The 18,792-nt window shown below is 49.4% G+C and carries 15 protein-coding genes and 1 tRNA gene; all 16 read right to left on the bottom strand.

What is annotated here, in order from left to right; all coding sequences use genetic code 11:
• Positions 1–5: 5 nt before the first annotated feature.
• Positions 6–1,220: a type II secretion system inner membrane protein GspF gene (gspF, locus tag E2I14_RS00545; RefSeq protein WP_133324393.1), complete on the bottom strand. Its 1,215-nt coding sequence runs from the start codon at positions 1,218–1,220 to the stop codon at positions 6–8.
• A gap of 13 nt (positions 1,221–1,233) precedes the next feature.
• Positions 1,234–2,670, bottom strand: coding sequence for a type II secretion system ATPase GspE (gene gspE, locus E2I14_RS00540; protein WP_133324391.1), 1,437 nt, complete (start codon positions 2,668–2,670; stop codon positions 1,234–1,236).
• Between the two features lies 1 nt (position 2,671).
• Positions 2,672–4,924 carry a type II secretion system secretin GspD gene (gspD, locus tag E2I14_RS00535; RefSeq protein ID WP_133324389.1) on the bottom strand — a complete coding sequence of 751 codons (2,253 nt, stop codon included), beginning with the start codon at positions 4,922–4,924 and terminating at the stop codon, positions 2,672–2,674.
• Between the two features lie 23 nt (positions 4,925–4,947).
• The gene (gene gspN / locus E2I14_RS00530; RefSeq protein ID WP_227544542.1) at positions 4,948–5,736 is read right to left on the bottom strand and encodes a type II secretion system protein N; all 789 of its coding nucleotides are present in this window, start codon (positions 5,734–5,736) and stop codon (positions 4,948–4,950) included.
• A gap of 119 nt (positions 5,737–5,855) precedes the next feature.
• Positions 5,856–6,362, bottom strand: coding sequence for a type II secretion system protein GspM (gene gspM / locus E2I14_RS00525; RefSeq protein ID WP_133324387.1), 507 nt, complete (start codon positions 6,360–6,362; stop codon positions 5,856–5,858).
• Positions 6,359–7,594: a type II secretion system protein GspL gene (gene gspL, locus E2I14_RS00520; protein ID WP_133324385.1), complete on the bottom strand. Its 1,236-nt coding sequence runs from the start codon at positions 7,592–7,594 to the stop codon at positions 6,359–6,361. The genes gspM and gspL overlap by 4 nt, the downstream gene beginning before the upstream one ends.
• A gap of 79 nt (positions 7,595–7,673) precedes the next feature.
• Complete coding sequence (gene gspK, locus E2I14_RS00515) at positions 7,674–8,663, bottom strand: type II secretion system minor pseudopilin GspK (RefSeq protein WP_133324383.1); 990 nt, start codon at positions 8,661–8,663, stop codon at positions 7,674–7,676.
• On the bottom strand, positions 8,663–9,409 hold the full coding sequence (locus E2I14_RS00510; RefSeq protein ID WP_133324381.1) for a PulJ/GspJ family protein: 747 nt from the start codon (positions 9,407–9,409) through the stop codon (positions 8,663–8,665). The genes gspK and E2I14_RS00510 overlap by 1 nt, the downstream gene beginning before the upstream one ends.
• Positions 9,399–9,788, bottom strand: coding sequence for a type II secretion system minor pseudopilin GspI (gspI, locus tag E2I14_RS00505; RefSeq protein WP_133324379.1), 390 nt, complete (start codon positions 9,786–9,788; stop codon positions 9,399–9,401). The genes E2I14_RS00510 and gspI overlap by 11 nt, the downstream gene beginning before the upstream one ends.
• 60 nt (positions 9,789–9,848) lie before the next feature.
• Positions 9,849–10,328: a GspH/FimT family pseudopilin gene (locus E2I14_RS00500; RefSeq protein ID WP_133324377.1), complete on the bottom strand. Its 480-nt coding sequence runs from the start codon at positions 10,326–10,328 to the stop codon at positions 9,849–9,851.
• A gap of 20 nt (positions 10,329–10,348) precedes the next feature.
• Positions 10,349–10,816, bottom strand: coding sequence for a type II secretion system major pseudopilin GspG (gene gspG, locus E2I14_RS00495; RefSeq protein WP_133324375.1), 468 nt, complete (start codon positions 10,814–10,816; stop codon positions 10,349–10,351).
• A 160-nt stretch (positions 10,817–10,976) separates the two neighbouring features.
• Positions 10,977–12,917, bottom strand: a complete 1,941-nt coding sequence (locus tag E2I14_RS00490; protein ID WP_165967710.1) for a PAS domain-containing sensor histidine kinase — start codon at positions 12,915–12,917, stop codon at positions 10,977–10,979.
• Positions 12,918–12,953: 36 nt separating this feature from the next.
• Positions 12,954–14,255 carry an HD-GYP domain-containing protein gene (locus tag E2I14_RS00485; protein WP_165967709.1) on the bottom strand — a complete coding sequence of 434 codons (1,302 nt, stop codon included), beginning with the start codon at positions 14,253–14,255 and terminating at the stop codon, positions 12,954–12,956.
• A 491-nt stretch (positions 14,256–14,746) separates the two neighbouring features.
• Complete coding sequence (gene ilvD / locus E2I14_RS00480; RefSeq protein WP_133324369.1) at positions 14,747–16,633, bottom strand: dihydroxy-acid dehydratase; 1,887 nt, start codon at positions 16,631–16,633, stop codon at positions 14,747–14,749.
• Positions 16,634–17,143: 510 nt separating this feature from the next.
• A tRNA-Arg gene (locus tag E2I14_RS00475) sits at positions 17,144–17,220 on the bottom strand.
• A 75-nt stretch (positions 17,221–17,295) separates the two neighbouring features.
• Complete coding sequence (gene serS / locus E2I14_RS00470) at positions 17,296–18,588, bottom strand: serine--tRNA ligase (RefSeq protein ID WP_133324367.1); 1,293 nt, start codon at positions 18,586–18,588, stop codon at positions 17,296–17,298.
• Positions 18,589–18,792 lie beyond the last annotated feature (204 nt).

Raw genomic sequence — 18,792 nt, 5'->3', positions numbered from 1 at the left:
TTTCTCTAATGAACCAATTGATTAATTTCGATGATAGGCATTAACACCGCTAACACGATTAACAAAACCACTACGCCCATGACCAAAATCAGTATTGGCTCAAGCAAACCCGCCATCGTCAACGCGCGGCGTTCCAAATCTTGTTGTTGCGAATCGGCGGCGCGTTCCAACATTGCCGGCAAATCACCAGTCACTTCACCCGCTCGGATCATGTGAATGAGCATCGGCGGGAAATGCTGATGGGTCGATAACGCGCGCGCTAAACTCACGCCTTCGCGCACCGCAGAGGTGGCTGTTTCCACCTGCTCGCGCATGGCCACATTGGACAAGGTATCGCGACTGGTTTGCAGCGCTTGCAGAATAGGCACGCCAGAACCAATCGTAATTGCTAAGGTACTAGCAAAGCGCGACGTGTTTAAGCTGCGCTCAAATTTGCCATACAACGGCGCCATCAACAGCCAAGCATGCCAACGCATTTTTACGTCGGGATTTTTCAAAATTTGACGCCAGCACCACGCGGCAAAAGCGACGATGATTGCAACGTAAATCCCATAAGCTCGCACAAAGTCGGAGATGACCAACATCACCACGGTCAGCAGTGGTAATTTTTGTTTGGTGTTAGCAAACACCGAAACGATTTGCGGCACTACATAGGCCAACAAAAAAATCACAATCGCAAACGCGACCACCGTCACAATTGCCGGGTAAGTGAATGCCAAGCGTACTTTTTGCACCAAGGCATTGCGGCGCTCAATGAAATCTGCCAAGCGCGAGAGCACACGCGCCAATTGGCCAATTTGCTCACCGGATGCAACGAGCGCGGTGTAAATATCGGCGAAGTCGCGCGGATGCTGTTTCAACACATCGGACAAGGAATGACCGGCCATCACTTCTGAGCGAATCGCGGCAATTAAGTCACGCACATAAACCCGCTCGGCTTGTTCTAACAGGGCAGAAAACGATTGCTCCAGCGGCAAACCAGCTTCCAATAAACTAGCGAGTTGGCGGGTAAATAACGACAGTTCGTTGGACGAGAGCTTGTCAGCAAAGAGCGATTGCTGACCTTTGTTTTTTTCTTCGCTGGCGATTTGATCGACGGTGATTGGCGTTAATCCTTGGCCGCGCAATTCGGCACGCGCAGCGCGGGCGCTGTCGGCGTTGATGACCCCGTTTTTACTTTGTCCGCTGGCAAGAAGCGCTTCGTATCTAAAGGCTGGCACGTTTTACCTAATCCTATTCTTTGGTGACGCGCAAAAGTTCTTCACGCGAAGTAACGCCCTGCGCAATCCAACGCTCACCGTCTTCACGCATGCTCAACATACCGTCGGCTTTGGCGACATTACGCACCTCCGCTTCGGATGCTTTTTGATGAATTTGTGCGCGGATTTGATCGGTGGTGGTTAACAGTTCGTACACCCCAACACGGCCTTGATAGCCGGTTTGCGCGCACGCATCGCAACCGACCGGATGCCATTCGTGGCCGTCGAGACGTTTGCAGACCGGACATAATTTACGCACCAATCGTTGCGCTAACACGCCTAACAAGGACGACGACAACAAGAATGGTTCAATCCCCATGTCCAACAAGCGCGTCACGGCAGCGGCGGAATCATTGGTATGCAAAGTCGCTAAAACTAAGTGACCTGTGAGTGAGGCTTGCACCGCAATTTGTGCGGTTTCAAGATCGCGAATTTCACCGATCATGATCACGTCTGGATCTTGACGCAAGATGGCCCGCAGCGCTTTGGCAAACGTCATGTCAATGCGAGCGTTGACTTGGGTCTGACCGATGCCGGGCAACTCGTATTCAATCGGATCTTCAACCGTTAAGATGTTTGTCGTGCTGGCGTTTAAACGCGATAAGGCCGCATACAGCGTGGTGGTTTTACCAGAGCCAGTTGGGCCAGTAACTAACACAATGCCGTGCGGCTGATTAATCAGCTTATTGAATTTGGGCGACATCGCGTCACTCATGCCTAGATTGATTAAATCTAGGCGCCCTGCTTCCTTGTCCAGCAAACGCAACACCGCGCGCTCACCGTGACCGGTTGGCAAAGTAGAGACCCGCACATCGACCGATTTACCGCCGATACGCAAGGCGATACGTCCGTCTTGCGGCAAACGCTTTTCGGCAATGTCCAATTGCGCCATGATTTTGATACGCGAAATCAAGGCGGCGTGAATCGCTTTCTTTGGACGAACAACGTCGCGCAAGGAACCATCAATACGGAAACGCACAACTGAGATTTGCTCGAATGGTTCGATATGAATATCGGACGCAGTTTCACGCAATGCTTGGGTAAGTAAGGCGTTAATCATGCGAATGACTGGCGCGTCGTCAGCCGATTCCAGCAAATCTTCAATCGCGGGTAAATCGGACATCAACTTGGCTAAATCTAAATCCGATTCGACCTCATCCACAACTTGCGCCGCATCGCCACCCGAACCTGCGTAGGCGCGATCAATGGCTTGCTCCAATTCGGTGTGTTTGATCGGAATGAGCTTTACCCGACCGTACTTGCGACCAACCTCAGCAATGGCGGTTGGGGCAGTTTTTTCGGAAGCCCAAACATGCAGCACGTCAGGTTCGCCCCAACCCGCCAATATGGAACACTCCCGCGCGAAAACGTACGGGAGCAGGTTTGCTTGTGCAATGGTGAGTGATGACATACTAGTTCGTCGCAGGGGTGGTCGTGGTTTCAGGCGCAGCTACTGGCGTGGTTTGCGGCTTAGCGTCCGATTGCGCATCCAACTTGCTATTGCTTGCCGCGCGATTCATCACGTTTTGCGGAATCAATACGCTGTTATTTTCTGGCGATAAAGACGGAATGTTGAGTAACGGATTAGCAGGCTTGTCGGTACGAACATTGGCGCGCATGTAGTCATAACGATCGACCGAGATTGAATTGCTTTGATCGGTATTGCGTACAACGGTTGGGCGCAAGAAAATCAGCAAATTGCTCTTATTGTGAATCTTGCTTTTGTATTTAAACAGATTGCCGAGGTAAGGAATATCGCCCAGCAATGGCACTTGATCGTTGTTGTCGTTGCTGTCTTCGGCCATCAAACCGCCTAACACCAAAAGCTGGCCGTCATCAACAATGACATTGGTTTCAATGGAGCGCACTTTGGTAATAATTCCAGAAGTGCTGGTAACCGAGTTATCAATGTTGGAGACTTCCTGAGCGATCACTAATTTGACTGCACCGCCTTCGGAAATTTGCGGACGCACGCGCAGCGATACACCGACGTCTTTACGTTCAATGGTTTGGAACGGGTTGACTGTGGAGCCGGCGCTAGCTGTCGTATTGGTGTACTGACCGGTCACAAAAGGCACGTTTTGACCGACCATAATTTTGGCCTCTTCATTATCTAGCGTGGTCAAGGTTGGCACCGACAACACGTTGGCATTACCGGACGATTGCAAGGCCGAAGCTAGCGCGCCCAATCCTAACTTAGAACTAAATATCCCCAAATTAATACCTGGCGCCGGAATAGCCGCTTTGCCTTCCGCCGCTAAGGTGAACAAGTTGTTGGCAGCACCGCCAGTGTTAAACGAGGTCGCTGCCCCGACGCGAATATCGTTGTTGGTCGAGCCGCTTAAGGCCGCCCATTGCACGCCGAATTGTTCTGTTTTAGAAGTCGATACTTCAATGATCAATGCTTCGATATAGACTTGCGAACGACGCGCATCGAGTTGGTCAATGACAGTGCGCAAATTGCGGTAGACCGTTTCGCTGGCCGTGATAATTAAGGTGTTGGTCGAGGCATCTGCTTGAATGTAGCCAGTTGGCCCGCCGGTCGACAAGGTGCTCGCAGCCGAATTATTGCCCAATGAACTGCCGCCCAAAGTGCTTCCCAAGCCGCCGCTAGAGCTACTGGAGCTGCCGAAGCCGCTTGACGTTCCGGTTTTAGACATCCCACCTTGGTTAGAAGTGGAATTATTAAAGCTCGATGTTGAGCCGCTAGTAGAAACCGAAGAGCCACCGGAATTCGTTGAGCTTGAATCTGCCGGCGCAATAGCGCGCAAAGTTTGCGCCAACTTCATCGCATCGGCGTTACGTAAATACACCACATGCACATTGCCGGGTAACGCGGTCGGCTGATCGAGCTTGGCGATTAAAGTTTTAATCAAATTAGCCCGCGCCACCGATGGTGCGTGGATCAAGATTGAATTAGTACGACTGTCCGCCAAAATATTGACTTTGCCGCTATCCGCTGCGGCTGCCGGTTGATCGGTCAATTTCAGAATCAGTGTGGCAATGTCACTAGCGATACCGTATTTGATGGGCACGACATCGACGTCGCTGGAGCTAGGCACGTCTAAAGTGGCGATAACTTTTTCGAGACGTTTTAAATTGTCGGCGTAATCGGTAATCACTACTGAGTTGTTGCCAGGATTGGCGTTAATCGTGTTGTTTGGTGAAATCAATGGGCGCAAAACGGTGACCAAGTTCGCTGAGCTTTCGTAATTCAAACGGAACACTTGGGTGGCGATTTGATCGCCCTTGACGCCGCTCATCTGGGTTGGGCCGGCTTGCAATTTACCGTCAGCTTCTGGCACGACTTTGGTAAATCCGTTGGCGGTCACGACGGCATAACCTTGCAAACGCAAGGTGGAAGTTAACAACTCAAACGCCTGTGCTTTGGTCACTGGTTTTTCGGACACTAAATTGATTGTGCCTTTTACGCGCGGATCGATGATAAAGGTCGTGCCGGTGTAGTGACCGACTGCTTTGATCACTGACTCAATGTCCGCGCCAACAAAGGTGAGCTTGGATTCATTGACGCTCGGATCTTGCGCGTGGGCAGAAAAAGTCGGCGCAAGCAAACCGGTAAAAGCACAGAATAATAAGCTGGCCGGTAGTTGGCGCAAAGCAAACGACTTTACGCGTGTCGAGTGACGTTTTTGGGAAGTGAGCATGGAAGAGATCATTTGAGTCGTTTTCAGTTAAATTCTAAAGCAATCACATTTTTATCCGCACCTGCGCGGCGTTGTCCTAGCAAATTCATTAAATTAAGCAACTTATCTTCTTGTCCGTCTTCGGCTTGCGCCTGCCCGCTGAAATGCAAACGGCCTTGATTTAATCCACCGCGTCCGCTTAATAACAACGGGCCTTGCACGGTTTTTAAATCCAAATCAGCTTGCTGTCCGTGCCACACAAAATCCATCACATACGAGCCCAATGGTTTGATGGGCGACAGCGCCGAAGCGATTTCTGTCATCTCTAATTTCATCAAACCATTCACGTCCAACGTATTGTCCGCTACCGTCAAGCTCAATGGACTCCATGACAAGGTCATTTTCCCGGAAGGCTTAACCGTGTTTAACGGAGCGCCTAAACCACTCAAGCGATCCGCCGGCAACACGACTGCGCTAGGACTGACTTGAACGTGATTCAGGTTGCCGCTCACGGTGATCGCTTGCTGCAAGGATTCCGTATTCTTTAATCCAAATTCCACCTGCCCCAACAAAATAATCGGGGACAAATGCCATTCAAATCGTCCAGGCAACAACGGCGTTAATTCGCCCGTTTTGTTCGCTGCCACACCGATAAAAGCCGATCCATTCCATAAGCTACCTTGAGCATCTCCCAAGGCTAATCGTCCGTCTGTTTGGCGCTCGAGTATCGAGCCTAGCCACACTGCCGGAGCAAACGAGATCACGGTCAAGGCGATACAACATAGTCCCAATACAAAGCAGGCAAACTTTTGCTTTAAACTTAATTTAGCCACACATTCAACCCTTTATTACTGACAGCCTTTGGCATCTAACTCATTTTTTATTCTTGTGCCGGACATTTGTGTTGCACGCATTGTTGTCGTTGGTCGGCCTGCGTTGTTCTCAGCTCCCCTCAGTTACTATTGCTCCCACCAGTTTGTCGCAACACTAACGTAGCCGAGACTAGTCCACCTTCTAAGCCAGTAATCTTGATTTCTTCCACAAACAGGCTGCTACTTTTTTGCATATCCAGTAACCACGCCTGTAGCGAAGACATGGATGTCGAGTTAATTTGTGCGCGCACCACGTTGTCATTGACCGATAAGGTTTGCGCTTTAATGCCTTGTTGCGCCATCGACGATTCAACCATATCGCGGCTCACTTCGTGCCGACTGTCGGCGCTTGGCAGGGCAGCATATTGCTGCGCATATTGCTGCATTTGCGCGGCTTGTTGATGCAAAATCGGTAGCGATTTTCGGAGCTGTTCGCGTCCAGTTAAGGCTGGGTCGATCGCGATTAAATAGACGAGCATCAGCACAAATAGCCCTGCGCCTATCGTCAAATATCTACGCTCGCGCTCTTGGCGCGCATCCCAGAAATGGCTGAACGAATCCATTAATACGGTTTTAAATTGCGTCATTTGCTGTTTCTCACTTGCCAAACTTCTGCGTTATTTTTCTTCAAGCTTAAGCCACGCGCGGACAGCATCGTCTCTAGTTGCGCCTGCGGCATCGTGCCTTTAATTGTTATCAATAAAGCGTGATCTTTGTATTCCACCGACACTAATTTCGCAGCACCACCCTGCTGTGCTGCTTGCCATGCAGCGCCAAATTGGGTGAGCAGCATTGTGAAATCATCGGGGCTTGCTTGACCTGAACTGCGCTGCGCCAAATCTAAGTTTTTCTTCATTTGATCGAGCGGCGACAAAACGGCATCTTTAGAAAAAGTAGCTTTGTATGTTTGGGCAATCCCAAGTCGCAAGGTTTGCGCTTCGCGCTTCATGGTCCAATATTCGCTATTGAGACCAATGATATTTACTAGCGCCACAAGCGCCGCCAAGATTAACGGCCAACGCCAGATTTGCCATTGGATGCGATTGGTTTGTGCGCTGTTCAAACCAGCGATTAAATTGACGCCCACGGTTTTGGCGTGTTGAATCGTACCAGCCCAGGTTGAGGCTTGTAATGCGGTACGTTCTGACCAGGTCGGATTGGCTTCAATCACTGATTTATATTCCGCAATTAATTCAGACGGCAATTGCAACAAAATCGAGCCGCTTGGCACCATCATGTATAAGGTGGTCAAGCGTTCTAACGCATCGGACGCATCGGGTAACAACATGCCCAAACCGCGATCTTGATCGAAACGCAGCGTTAAATTGGTGCTGCCATCTTGTACCGCATCGCCAATCCGGGCCGTTGTTTGGTCAGCCTTAACCGGCAAACATAATTGGGCTGGAAACGCTTTAATTTGGTTAGCGCCCAATGCAAACAAGCTAGTCGATAATTCACTGAGCCAACTGCGCTGAGCAACCGCGATAGTGCGCTTACCAGAGGTGGCTGATGATTTTGCACTAGCGATAAAAACACAATCGACTGGGTCAGCCATGATTTGATCTTCGACCAAATTGGGCAAGGCTTGCTTGAGTTTGGATTCAGGCATCGGCGGAATGACTAATTCCAGCAAGGTCACATCGGTGGCAGCAATCAATAGCACCACATCCGATTTAGCAATCACGCCCGCCAAGTCTGACAGTGTGCTGCGTCCTTCGCGAGTGATCGCGCCTTCTTGCGAACAAAGTGCAAAGGCCACTGCGGTGTTGGGCCATTGGGCGGTGTGTTTTGCTGGAATGCGTAAATACAGTGTGTTCAAGATGTCATTCTTTGTAAATTTTAATAATATTCACTGACCAATTTTGTGGCACAAACCTGAGATTATCTTTCAACCGTGTTCAATTTTCTCTTACCCAAACAATACGCGTATTGCCGCTGACCGGAGCGCGTTCGACCAGCGCATCAACATCCAGCGAAGAACGATCAATCCTTACTTTGCCGTGCACAATAAAGTAATTAGTCTGGGTATTGACTTCCGCCACACTCGGCACTGGGACTTTGCTGTTGACCCAGCGCGCCCCAAAATCAGCCAAATCTTTGAAGTAAGCGCGATCCCTAGACGTGACTAATTGTTGAGCGTCTGACAAAGAGATGCCCGCAATTCTAGCCGAAATAACTTGGGCTGAAGCCGTATTTACATTGATTGCCGTTTGCACCGGCAAAAATACAACCAAGTCCTTTAATTTGGCGACAGCAGCCGGAGTAAATCCCGCTACTGACAACAAATCATCGACTTGTGTTAATGCTAAAACTTTAGCTGAAACGCCTGCTGCGCCAACGCTGCCGTCCGGATTAAATTGCGCCGCCTGCGATTGGCTGGAAGCCACCGCCTGCGCTGCGCCAGAAGCCAAGCCACTGTCCATCCCTTGGGCACTTAACAAGCGCTCAAACGCCGCCAGCATCTTGGGTTCAACAACGCCGTTGGATGCTAAATTAGTCAGATTCAAGCGCGATTGTGCGTCAATCACATAGCCAGATAAGGTTGCATCGGTCGCATCCGTGCTGTCGCGGCCATTATCCAAATACTGATCCAAGCGAGTATCTTCCAAGGGCACCGACCAAGGCTCGCCGATATAATCAACCTGATTCAGCCGCGCATCTTCACGCAAAATCAAACGCGCCCAATCCAATGCACCGCGAATCACCCATTGCTTTTGCAATTGCAAACGTTGATTTTCAATCGAGCGAACTTGCACATTTTGCTGCCCAAATAAACTCGTCACGATCGTAATCGCCAGCGCCGTGAGCAAGAGCGCCGTGACAATCGCGACGCCGCGCTGCTGGGCGGATCGAATAAATTTGAAATGGGCTAATCGAACTGAATGCATTACGCGCCGCCCAAAATAAATATCTTGCGCATATTTTTATCGTGCTTTTCTAACTGCAAAGATACTTGCAAGCCAGTGGTGGTATTGGTCGGCACGCCATTCTGAATACCATTATTGACAGCTTGATTACCAGATGTGGCTGCGTTGCTGCTGGTTGCGCTTGCGCCTAGGCTGCTCGAGGCGCTGGGTGCCACGACATTGTTGCTGGTTGCTGCAACAGCATTAGCATTACCAGAACCAATCGGCCAAGCGACGAATTCAATGTTCTGGACATTTTTTTGCATAATCACTTCAACTTGCTGGTCGGGCGGGGTTCGGGCTTGTTGCAGCAATTGCTTCAACATACTCAAGTCACGGGTGGAGATCGATTCAAAGCGCGTTAAATTTCCATCGTTCAAACGGTAGGTCACCACTTGCATGGCTGGCGCTTGCGCATCGGGAAAAACATTGCGAATCAAAATAAAACGTTGCGGCTCAATCCAGCTCGATAAACCTTCGGGCAAATTAGGGTAGTTGGCAGGATTGACGTTATTGGTGCAATCGCTTTGCAATTGCGCAAACGTTAATTGCAAACCGCGCGTTTGTTCAAGCTCGGCGGTCAATACTTCGCGGCTACGCACAATGCTATCCAAGCCACGCCAACCCAGCACCGCGACAATTGCCAAAATGCTGATCGCCACCAATAGTTCAATCAGCGTGAACCCTTGGGTGGTGATGGATTTTTTAGGGCACTGGCTATAACGCATTCGGCACGACCTGGGTTAATTTAATAATGCGCTGACCGGGCGAACGATCATCAACAACGCTAACTTCTACACGACGAAAAGAGGGATTTGGCGTGGCAAACACTTCTTCTTTGCAGGTCAGCGGCAAATCATCTTGTGGGCAGGAGAAGGTCGTTTGTCCGATATTGGGCCACGCTTTTGCCAATCGGATTTCCGCCAGGCGATTTTCTGCCGACCACGTCGCCATCATCGCCGCGCGCAAATGGTCGCTATTTTGCGTAAGGCTGCCGACAGCGCGCAAACTCGCACCCAGCGCCACGCCGACGATAACTAACGCAACTAGCACTTCTAGCAGGGTAAAACCGACTTGCTGCTTGATCGACGATTTGAGCAAATGCATAAATAAACGGCCTAAATAGATGTGAAAACGTGTTCCAACACTAGCGCTAAAGCACTTCAACTATTCCACTACAAAATGCCCCAATCCATCGGCTTTAATGGCGACCGAAGTATCTTCAAAACCCAAGGTCAACACAAAAGGTTTATCAACGGGTTCGCGCCCAAAGATAATTTTTAACGGCAAAACTTGCGCTGCGCCGCCAGGTTGCATGGTGATCGTTAAGGGGAAATTTTTAAAACTACGTTCGCGGAACAAATCAGTGTCGGTAATTAATTGCCAGCTTTGATCAACCTTCACGTAGAAGCGAAACTTTTCGGCATCGAGCTCAAAGGCAACCGGGCGATTACGCACAATGGCTTCTTCACGCGCCAACTGCAACAACAACGCCACGCGTTGAGCATCGGTTTGCAAACTTTGATGTTTGTTGGGGATCGCGTTGAGACTCACCACGCCCAGCATAATACCGACTACGACCAGCACCACCATGAGTTCCAATAAGGTGAAGCCAGCCGTTTGTTTGAATGTTTTGATCGATGACATCAACGGCGCAGGCCGACGCACTATAAATCCCAAGAACCGATGTCCGCGTCCAGGCCTTCTCCGCCAGGTTGGCCGTCAGCACCGTAGGAGAAAATATCGATATCGCCTTTGACGCCGGGCGATAAATATTGGTAAGGATTACCCCAAGGATCTTTGGGTAATTTTTCTAAATAACCGTTAGCGTTCCAGCCATTGGCCGCTGGGCCGCTCGTTGGCTTAGTCACCAAGGCTTGCAAGCCTTGCTCAGTGGTTGGGTAGCGTTGGTTGTCCAATTTATACAAAATTAACGCTTGTTTGATCGCGGTAATATCTTGCTTGGCAGCGGCAATCTTGGCTGTATCGGTTCGGCCAACGATTTTCGGGACAACCACAGCGGCCATGATTCCCAGAATGGCGATAACGACCATAATTTCGATCAAAGTAAAGCCGCGTGCGATGGAATACTGGGCGCGATGACGCAATGAGGCTAGGGAAACTGATTTTTGCATGTCAATAAAGCCAATAAAAGTGGGAACATTTATTGTATTGCATGTCTGGCGAATTTTGCTGATTTGAGGCAACGAAAATTGAAACAAAGTCTCAACATCGATTAGTTATTAAAAAATATTGGAAACTTAGTCACTTCATGACATTTTTCTAAGCAATATATTATCGATCGCTGACCCGCTGAACTCCCGATAAAACCGTAAACCAAAACACGCTGCCAACTCCGACTTGGCTGCGAAAGCCGATTTCACCGCCCATTTTTTCAACCAAACGTTTGGTGATATTGAGCCCCAGTCCGGTACCACCTTGACGGCGGGTATTGCCATCATCGGCTTGAGCAAATTTCTTAAAAATACGTTCTTTAAATTTATCTTCAATCCCAACACCGTGATCATGAATTTCGACTTTATAGACTCCGTCAACATCGAGCAGCCTAACCTCCACTACACCGCCCGAGTGGGAAAATTTCACCGCATTTGACAACAGATTTGCGAACACCTGCATCAAACGATTGGTGTCGCCCAGCGCCCAAGCTTGTTTGGGATGCTGCATGAAAACGAAACTAATATCCGAACTTTGTGCATAACCGGTATTGGCTTCGATAGCTTGCTTAGTTACCGCGATTAAATTGAGCCGCTCGATATGCATGGTCATCTTACCGCTGGCGAGCTTTTCCATATCCAGCAAATCGTTGACCAATACGCCCAAGCGTTGGCTGTTCTTTAGCGCGATGGACACCAGATTCTTCGCCCCCTCGGGTAATGCGCCGCAAACGCCGCTATCGATCAACCCGAGCGATCCATGAATCGACGTCAATGGCGTGCGCAACTCATGGCTGACCACTGAAATAAAATCGGCTTTAATTCGATCGGATTCCCGCTGCTTGGTTAAATCCAAGACAAACCCGACCCATTCGGTGGTCGAACCTTCTAATTTAGCCAAGCCAATCATGGTGGGAATAGTGCTGCCATCGGCGCGGATTAACTCCACTTCAAACGGCGGCGTTTGTCCCAACAGTTGCAAATCTTTGAGCTTGTTTTCGTAAAAGGTATGCGCTGAATGGCAAGTTAGTTGGTGCCAATTCAAGCCCTGCTCGGCAAATTTTTGCTGATCCAGTCCAATCAGATTGAGCAGCACATCGTTAGCCTCAAAAACGGTGCCATTGACCTCGCCCTGCATAATGCCAATTAAACTTGAATTGACTAAACGACGCAGCCGCGATTCGCTCACCTGCAATGCATCCAGCATGGCAGATTTGTCGATGCTGGCTTGCTCAGCGATGTCGCGAGCCGCTAACAAATCGGTTTCAATGCGTTTAATGGTGGTGATATCGCGCACGCTAAAGACGCGACCAATTAAACTGTCGCGCACAAATTCGGGTTTAGATACGCAGATAAAAACACGGCCATCGCGCAGCGTTAAGAAATCTTCAGTGTCAATATGCTGCTCAATTTGTGAGCGCTCTAGGCTGGCGATCAAGTCAGTGTCATCGGTCAAGGTGGATAAGATATGTTCCCACATACGGTGCGAATTATCTTCCGCAAACAGCGTATCGGGCAGCCCCCACATGAGCGCAAAGCGGCGATTAAAGTTAATCACATTGCCCAATAAATCAATGGATAAAATCCCCTCGGCGGTCGATTCCAATGCGCTTTGTAATTGCGACACCAACTGCAAATGTTGCTGATCGGTTTTACGCCGCGCCGTCAAATCATAGGCATGAATAATCCAAAAATCCGCGCCGTTTTCCGAATACGTTGACACCTGTTTTTCAACATGAAAAGCCGTTCCATCGCACCGCATCCATTCGGTTTCCGCAACCCGTACTCCCTCAAACGAGCCTTGCCGACTTAGCTCATCCCAAAAGAACACATCCAGCAGCGAGCACTCCACGCTGGACAACGTTTTGCGGATTAATTCGTCGCGTTGATATCCCAGCAATTGGCAGGCCTTGGCGCTGACATCGACTAGTGTCAAATTGGCCGCATCGACGACCAAGACAGCTTCGCGTCCACTATCAATGATCGCGCGCAGCAAACTGGCGCTCATCGGTGGCACTGCGGAGCCACTCTGTTGCAGTGGCGGTTGTTCGTTTGATGACATCGACTTTTCCATAATAATAATCGCGCTAAGGACGCCCTAGACGTCGCCGCTTAATGTCGCGGCCGACACATTTTTGATTTTGGAATCCATATAAAAACTCACGCGCTTGCGCGGATTTAAATAGTCAAAAATCGCTTTAGGAAGCAGTCCGGGACGAATACTGCCCGTAATGGCTAGCTCGCTACTTTCTGCCGACAAATCTAAAATAATCGCTTCCTTTTTAGGAATCTCATCGTCGTACACTAAAATACGCGGACGCAAGGGCATGCCGACATTGACGTTCATCACCAGACCAATGGCGTCGTTAGAAAGACGCACCAAGGTTCCCGGTGGATAGACACCTAAACTTTTAATTAACACACCCATGACGGCAGGATCAAATTGTGACTTGCGATGGGCATACATAATTGATAGCGCTTCGTGCGGCGTCATCGATTGGTGGAAATCAATGTGATTGCACAAATTATCGTACACATTAGCCACAGTGATAATGCGAGTCGGCAAACTCAATCCATCGCCCTTTAATCTGTTGGGATAACCACTGCCATCCATGTACTCATGATGATTGGCCATCACGTCTAACGTCACTTTATCCATCCCCGCTACCCGTCCGATTTCCACACCGTACACAGGATGGAGTTCGAGTAAATTTTGCTCAGGCTTGGTCAGCGGCGTAATTTTTTTATTGACCTGATCGGGGATTTTGGTCTTGCCTAAATCATGGAATAATGCGGCCATCCCAATGACTTTCATTTGCGCTTCAGTGCAGTTCATTTCATGCGCCAACATCATCGCTAATACCGACACATTGAGCGCGTGAAAATACAATTCTTCCGTTCCCTCACTCTGCTGAATCAAATGCATGATCGCGTCGTTGCCGGTTAAAAAAACATCGGCAATGCTATCAATTAATTGCCCCGCTTCGACCAGCGTTTCTTTGGGCTTGGAGAAGATAAATTTGTTGATATTTTTTACCACCGCCGAGGCTTTTATAAACTTGGCTTCGCAGCGCGCAATCTCTTCCCGTTGGAGCTGGAGTTTTTCGAAGCGCGCTTTTTTAGCAGCGATAATGCTATCGAAAACATTCGCCGGCGCCCGATCAGAGTCCAGCGCTTTGGGCGTCTCATTGTGGGCCGGTTCGATTAAACGCAACGCGGCGGGATCGGTTTTGGCGGGAATGTAGCGCACATGCTTCAATTTCAACGCAATCAAATCCTGGATTTGCTGCTCATTGGTGATCTTGAACGAACTCATCGGGAACGAATGCTCAAACCAACTCAAATCAAGTTTGATAAACATACCAATCTTGACTTGGTCAATTGCAACGAGTTTTGTCATTTCTGCCATGGTGATGCACTTAATTCGTACGTTTGTTGCATGGAATAGTGGGTAGGGTTGAGATTTAACGACATGGGTAAAATTGGCTCATTGTGTTGCAGAGCCAGCGCGGATCGCATTCGCGAAAATAATTCTTAAATATGCAATCCGCTACCGTTAGTTGTAGTCGGTTTTTTAAGCTTTTTCCACCTAAAACTGTGAACTGCATCAAAATAAGCGGGCTCCGCAAGGCCGCAAAACGGCGTGCGGGTTAAAACTTAGCAATTGAAGAAGATATAAGAATAAAAAGCGCGCTACTAATACGCGATGACAACAATTCACCGCACAGCTTCAATGGAGCAAATTGTTTGCGTTGCAATCAAAAAAACCAAAACGGCAGCACGTGTAGTCGCTGCCGTTTTGGCTTGTATTCAATATCAGGATGAGTGAATTCGGGATGAGTGCTGCACCAAATTCATCCAGTCCAGTTAAGCGGTTTTATCCAATTTAAACTAGCCGCGCTTGGCTCGTTTCAATTGAGAAATATCCCGAACCGCACCACGATCTGCCGAGGTCGCTAACGCTGCATAGGCTTGCAAGGCTTGGGAGACCACACGCTCGCGCCCGATTGGTTGCCATGCATCATCACCACGCGCTTCCATCGCGGCTCGGCGGGCGGCTAAATCGGCGTCGCTGACGTTCAAATGAATCGTGCGCGCAGGGATGTTGATGTCAATAATATCGCCCTCTTCCACCAAGCCGATTGTGCCGCCTTCAGCGGCTTCAGGTGAAGCATGACCGATGACCAAACCGGATGAGCCACCAGAAAAACGACCATCGGTAAACAACGCGCAGGCTTTGCCTAAACCTTTGGATTTGATGTACGAAGTTGGGTACAACATCTCTTGCATGCCGGGACCGCCCTTGGGACCTTCGTAACGAATAATAACGACATCGCCTTCGTGCACGGTATCACCCAAAATCGCATCGACTGCGGCATCCTGGCTTTCAAACACCCGCGCTTTGCCGGTGAATTTTAGAATGCTTTCATCCACGCCAGCGGTTTTCACGATGCAACCTTTTTCAGCCAGATTGCCGTATAACACCGCCAAACCACCGTCTTGCGAATAGGCGTGAGCTTTATCGCGGATACAACCCTGTTGACGATCTAAATCCAAGCTATCAAAACGTTTGGATTGCGAAAATGCTGTTTGGGTAGGCACGCCACCGGGCGCGGCTTTGAATAAAGTATGAACGGCTTCGTCACTGCACACCGCAATGTCGTTGCGTGCAATGGCCTCGGCCAAGCTCGCGCTGTGTATGGTTGGGCGCGTGGTATCGAGCAAATCAGCGCGCGCCAATTCACCCAAAATCGAGATAATCCCGCCAGCGCGATGCACGTCTTCGATATGGTATTTATCAGTCATTGGTGCGACCTTGCACAAGCACGGTACTTTGCGCGAAATACGATCAATATCGGCCATCGTAAAATCAACACCGGCTTCGTGCGCCGCAGCCAATAAATGCAGCACGGTGTTGGTCGAACCGCCCATCGAGACATCGAGTGCCATCGCGTTTTCAAAACTGGATTTAGTCGCAATCGAGCGCGGCAAAATCGTGTAATCGTCTTGCTCATAATGGCGTTTAGCCAGCTCAACAATTAAACGTCCCGCGCGTAAAAACAATTCTTTGCGGTCCGCGTGAGTCGCCAAAATCGTGCCATTGCCCGGCAGAGCCAAACCCAAGGCTTCGGTTAAACAGTTCATGGAATTGGCAGTAAACATGCCGGAGCAAGAGCCGCACGTTGGGCAAGCAGAACGCTCGATTCGACCGATTTCTTCGTCCGATACTTTGCTGTCGGCTGCCTTAATCATGGCATCAACCAAATCGATCTTCATGATTTTTTGCTCGCCGCTGGATTTTGGGTGCAAGGTTTCTAATACCTTACCCGCTTCCATCGGGCCGCCAGAGACAAACACCACCGGAATATTTAAGCGCATCGCGGCCATTAACATGCCGGGAGTGATTTTGTCGCAGTTAGAAATACACACCATCGCATCAGCACAATGCGCGTTGACCATGTACTCGACCGAGTCGGCGATCAATTCACGCGACGGCAAGGAATACAACATCCCACCATGGCCCATCGCAATGCCGTCATCGACGGCAATGGTGTTGAATTCTTTTGCCACGCCGCCCGCTGCTTCGATTTCACGTGCGACCATTTGACCTAAATCTTTAAGATGCACATGCCCCGGCACAAATTGGGTGAATGAGTTGACGACAGCAACAATAGGCTTATCAAAGTCACCGTCTTTCATCCCAGTAGCGCGCCACAAAGCGCGGGCTCCAGCCATATTGCGGCCGTGGGTGGTGGTGCGGGAACGGTATTCGGGCATGGCTAACTCCAAGTTCTTTAGTAATGGCGGTCAGATTGCCTTGGGTTAATCAATATGTCAAATATGGATTAATCGGCCTATTAAGTCGTTTAACATATGAATTAAAGCGTTTGGCGATATTGAATTTGTTCAAGATTAAGGTCACTGCAACACAAATCTGGCGCTGAACTGGAAATTTTATTCCAATAAGGAAATTTAATGGCAGCCTGTAAATTAGTTTACTAACTTAGTTAGCGATTGAAGTGAGCCATTGGCAAATAAGGGCCATCGATTCGGCAGATGTGCAAACGCAGGTGAATATTTCGGCGGAAATTAGTAATCACTGAGCGCTTAAGGTGCTTGAAAACAACATCGGCTAGACTCACCAGCCCTTGTTTTTACATAAAAATTGGCTGATCAACTAAGCAAAGTGAAGCCCGAGGAAACAATTCGCGCTAGAAAACAAAAAGCCCCGCAAGAGCGAGGCTTTTTGACATGATATTCCTACGAATACAAATATCATTGAATTACTGGTGCGGCTGGCAGGAATCGAACCCACGACCCCTTGGTTCGTAGCCAAGTACTCTATCCAGCTGAGCTACAGCCGCGAAGCAGAAGATTATAGCATGGTAAAACGGCTCTTTGGAAGCCTTTGAGCCATTTAAATGCCGAAAAACCAGAAATTATTCCGCCCTCAAGCTCGTTATGCCGCCCATGTACGGATGCAAAGCGGCTGGAATTGTCACACTGCCATCGGCTTGTTGGTGATTTTCTAAAATTGCCACTAACGTACGCCCAACTGCCAAACCGGAGCCATTTAAGGTGTGCAACAACTCTGGCTTACCTTGCGCGTTGCGGAATCGCGCTTGCATGCGGCGGGCTTGGAACGATTCCATATTGGACAACGATGAAATCTCGCGGTAGGTGTTTTGTGCTGGCAACCAGACGTTGATGTCGTAGGTTTTAGCCGATGAGAAACCCATATCGCCGGTGCACAGCGCCATAACTTGATAAGGCAAATCCAGCTTTTGCAAAATGACTTCCGCTTGCGCGACCATTTGTTCTAGTGTTGCATCGGATTGATCGGGATGAACGATCTGAACCAACTCAACTTTGTCGAATTGATGCTGACGAATCATGCCGCGCGTGTCGCGTCCGTAGCTGCCAGCTTCGGAACGGAAGCACGGCGTGTGCGCGGTGAATTTCAAGGGCAATGTATCCAAGGCCACGATTTCATCGCGCACGATATTGGTCAGGGAAACTTCGGATGTGGGGATTAAATACAAAGTCTCGCCATCCCCATCTTGCCCGCCTTTTTTAACGCTAAATAAATCGTCGGCAAACTTAGGCAATTGGCCGGTGCCGCGCATCGAAGCGGCATTAACGATGTAGGGCGAATAGCACTCGGTATAGCCGTGTTCCATCGTGTGCGTGTCGAGCATGAACTGCGCCAATGCGCGGTGCAAACGGGCGATGCCGCCTTTTAATAAGGTGAAACGTGAGCCTGTTAATTTAACGGCAGTATCAAAATCCAAACCCAGCGCGGCGCCGACATCGACGTGATCGCGCACTTCAAAATCAAATTGGCGTGGCGTGCCAAAGCGACGCACTTCTACGTTGTTTTCTTCGCTAGTACCGACCGGTACCGACGCTTGTGGCAAGTTAGGAATCACTTCGACGAACGCGGTCAGCTCGTTTTGAATTTGCTCTAAGCGCGTCGCTGAGCTTTTTAATTCGTCGGCGATGCCGTTGACTTGCTCCATCAAGGCGCTGGCGTCTTCGCCCTTGCCTTTTAACATACCGATTTGTTTGGACAGACTATTACGCATTCCTTGCAACTCTTCGCTACGCGACTGGCATTCTTTGCGCTGCGCTTCGAGGGCGTTGAATGTATCGACGTCTAAAACAAATTTGCGCTGTGCTAAACGGGCGGCGACGTTGGCAATGTCTTTACGGAGAAGTTGAATGTCTATCATGGCAAGTAAGTATTAAGAATGATGTTGTTGCATAGAAAAACTGCATTAGAAGCCGAATTGTACTTGAGCAAGGGCATTAGGTCGAACGTTGTGTGGTGTGGTTTGCTGTGGATCAGTCGGGCATAGCCTCGGTTTCACGTAAAAAAACACGCGTTTCTGTCACCAGAGCGCGTGTTGTTATCATTTATTGGCAGCAAATTTATT

The organism is Sapientia aquatica, from assembly GCF_004358105.1.
GTDB lineage: Bacteria > Pseudomonadota > Gammaproteobacteria > Burkholderiales > Burkholderiaceae_D > Solimicrobium > Solimicrobium aquaticum.
Note: the sequence above shows the minus strand (reverse complement) of the source record. Positions and strands in the feature narration are given on the sequence as shown.

What these genes read in the sequence shown, in the direction of transcription:
- gspE (WP_133324391.1), bottom strand. Translation starts at nt 2,670, where the DNA reads ATGTCATCACTCACCATTGCACAAGCAAACCTGCTCCCGTACGTTTTC.
- gspD (WP_133324389.1), bottom strand. Translation starts at nt 4,924, where the DNA reads ATGCTCACTTCCCAAAAACGTCACTCGACACGCGTAAAGTCGTTTGCT.
- gspM (WP_133324387.1), bottom strand. Translation starts at nt 6,362, where the DNA reads ATGACGCAATTTAAAACCGTATTAATGGATTCGTTCAGCCATTTCTGG.
- gspK (WP_133324383.1), bottom strand. Translation starts at nt 8,663, where the DNA reads ATGCATTCAGTTCGATTAGCCCATTTCAAATTTATTCGATCCGCCCAG.
- E2I14_RS00510 (WP_133324381.1), bottom strand. Translation starts at nt 9,409, where the DNA reads ATGCGTTATAGCCAGTGCCCTAAAAAATCCATCACCACCCAAGGGTTC.
- gspI (WP_133324379.1), bottom strand. Translation starts at nt 9,788, where the DNA reads ATGCATTTGCTCAAATCGTCGATCAAGCAGCAAGTCGGTTTTACCCTG.
- E2I14_RS00500 (WP_133324377.1), bottom strand. Translation starts at nt 10,328, where the DNA reads ATGTCATCGATCAAAACATTCAAACAAACGGCTGGCTTCACCTTATTG.
- gspG (WP_133324375.1), bottom strand. Translation starts at nt 10,816, where the DNA reads ATGCAAAAATCAGTTTCCCTAGCCTCATTGCGTCATCGCGCCCAGTAT.
- E2I14_RS00490 (WP_165967710.1), bottom strand. Translation starts at nt 12,917, where the DNA reads ATGTCATCAAACGAACAACCGCCACTGCAACAGAGTGGCTCCGCAGTG.
- E2I14_RS00485 (WP_165967709.1), bottom strand. Translation starts at nt 14,255, where the DNA reads ATGACAAAACTCGTTGCAATTGACCAAGTCAAGATTGGTATGTTTATC.
- ilvD (WP_133324369.1), bottom strand. Translation starts at nt 16,633, where the DNA reads ATGCCCGAATACCGTTCCCGCACCACCACCCACGGCCGCAATATGGCT.
- serS (WP_133324367.1), bottom strand. Translation starts at nt 18,588, where the DNA reads ATGATAGACATTCAACTTCTCCGTAAAGACATTGCCAACGTCGCCGCC.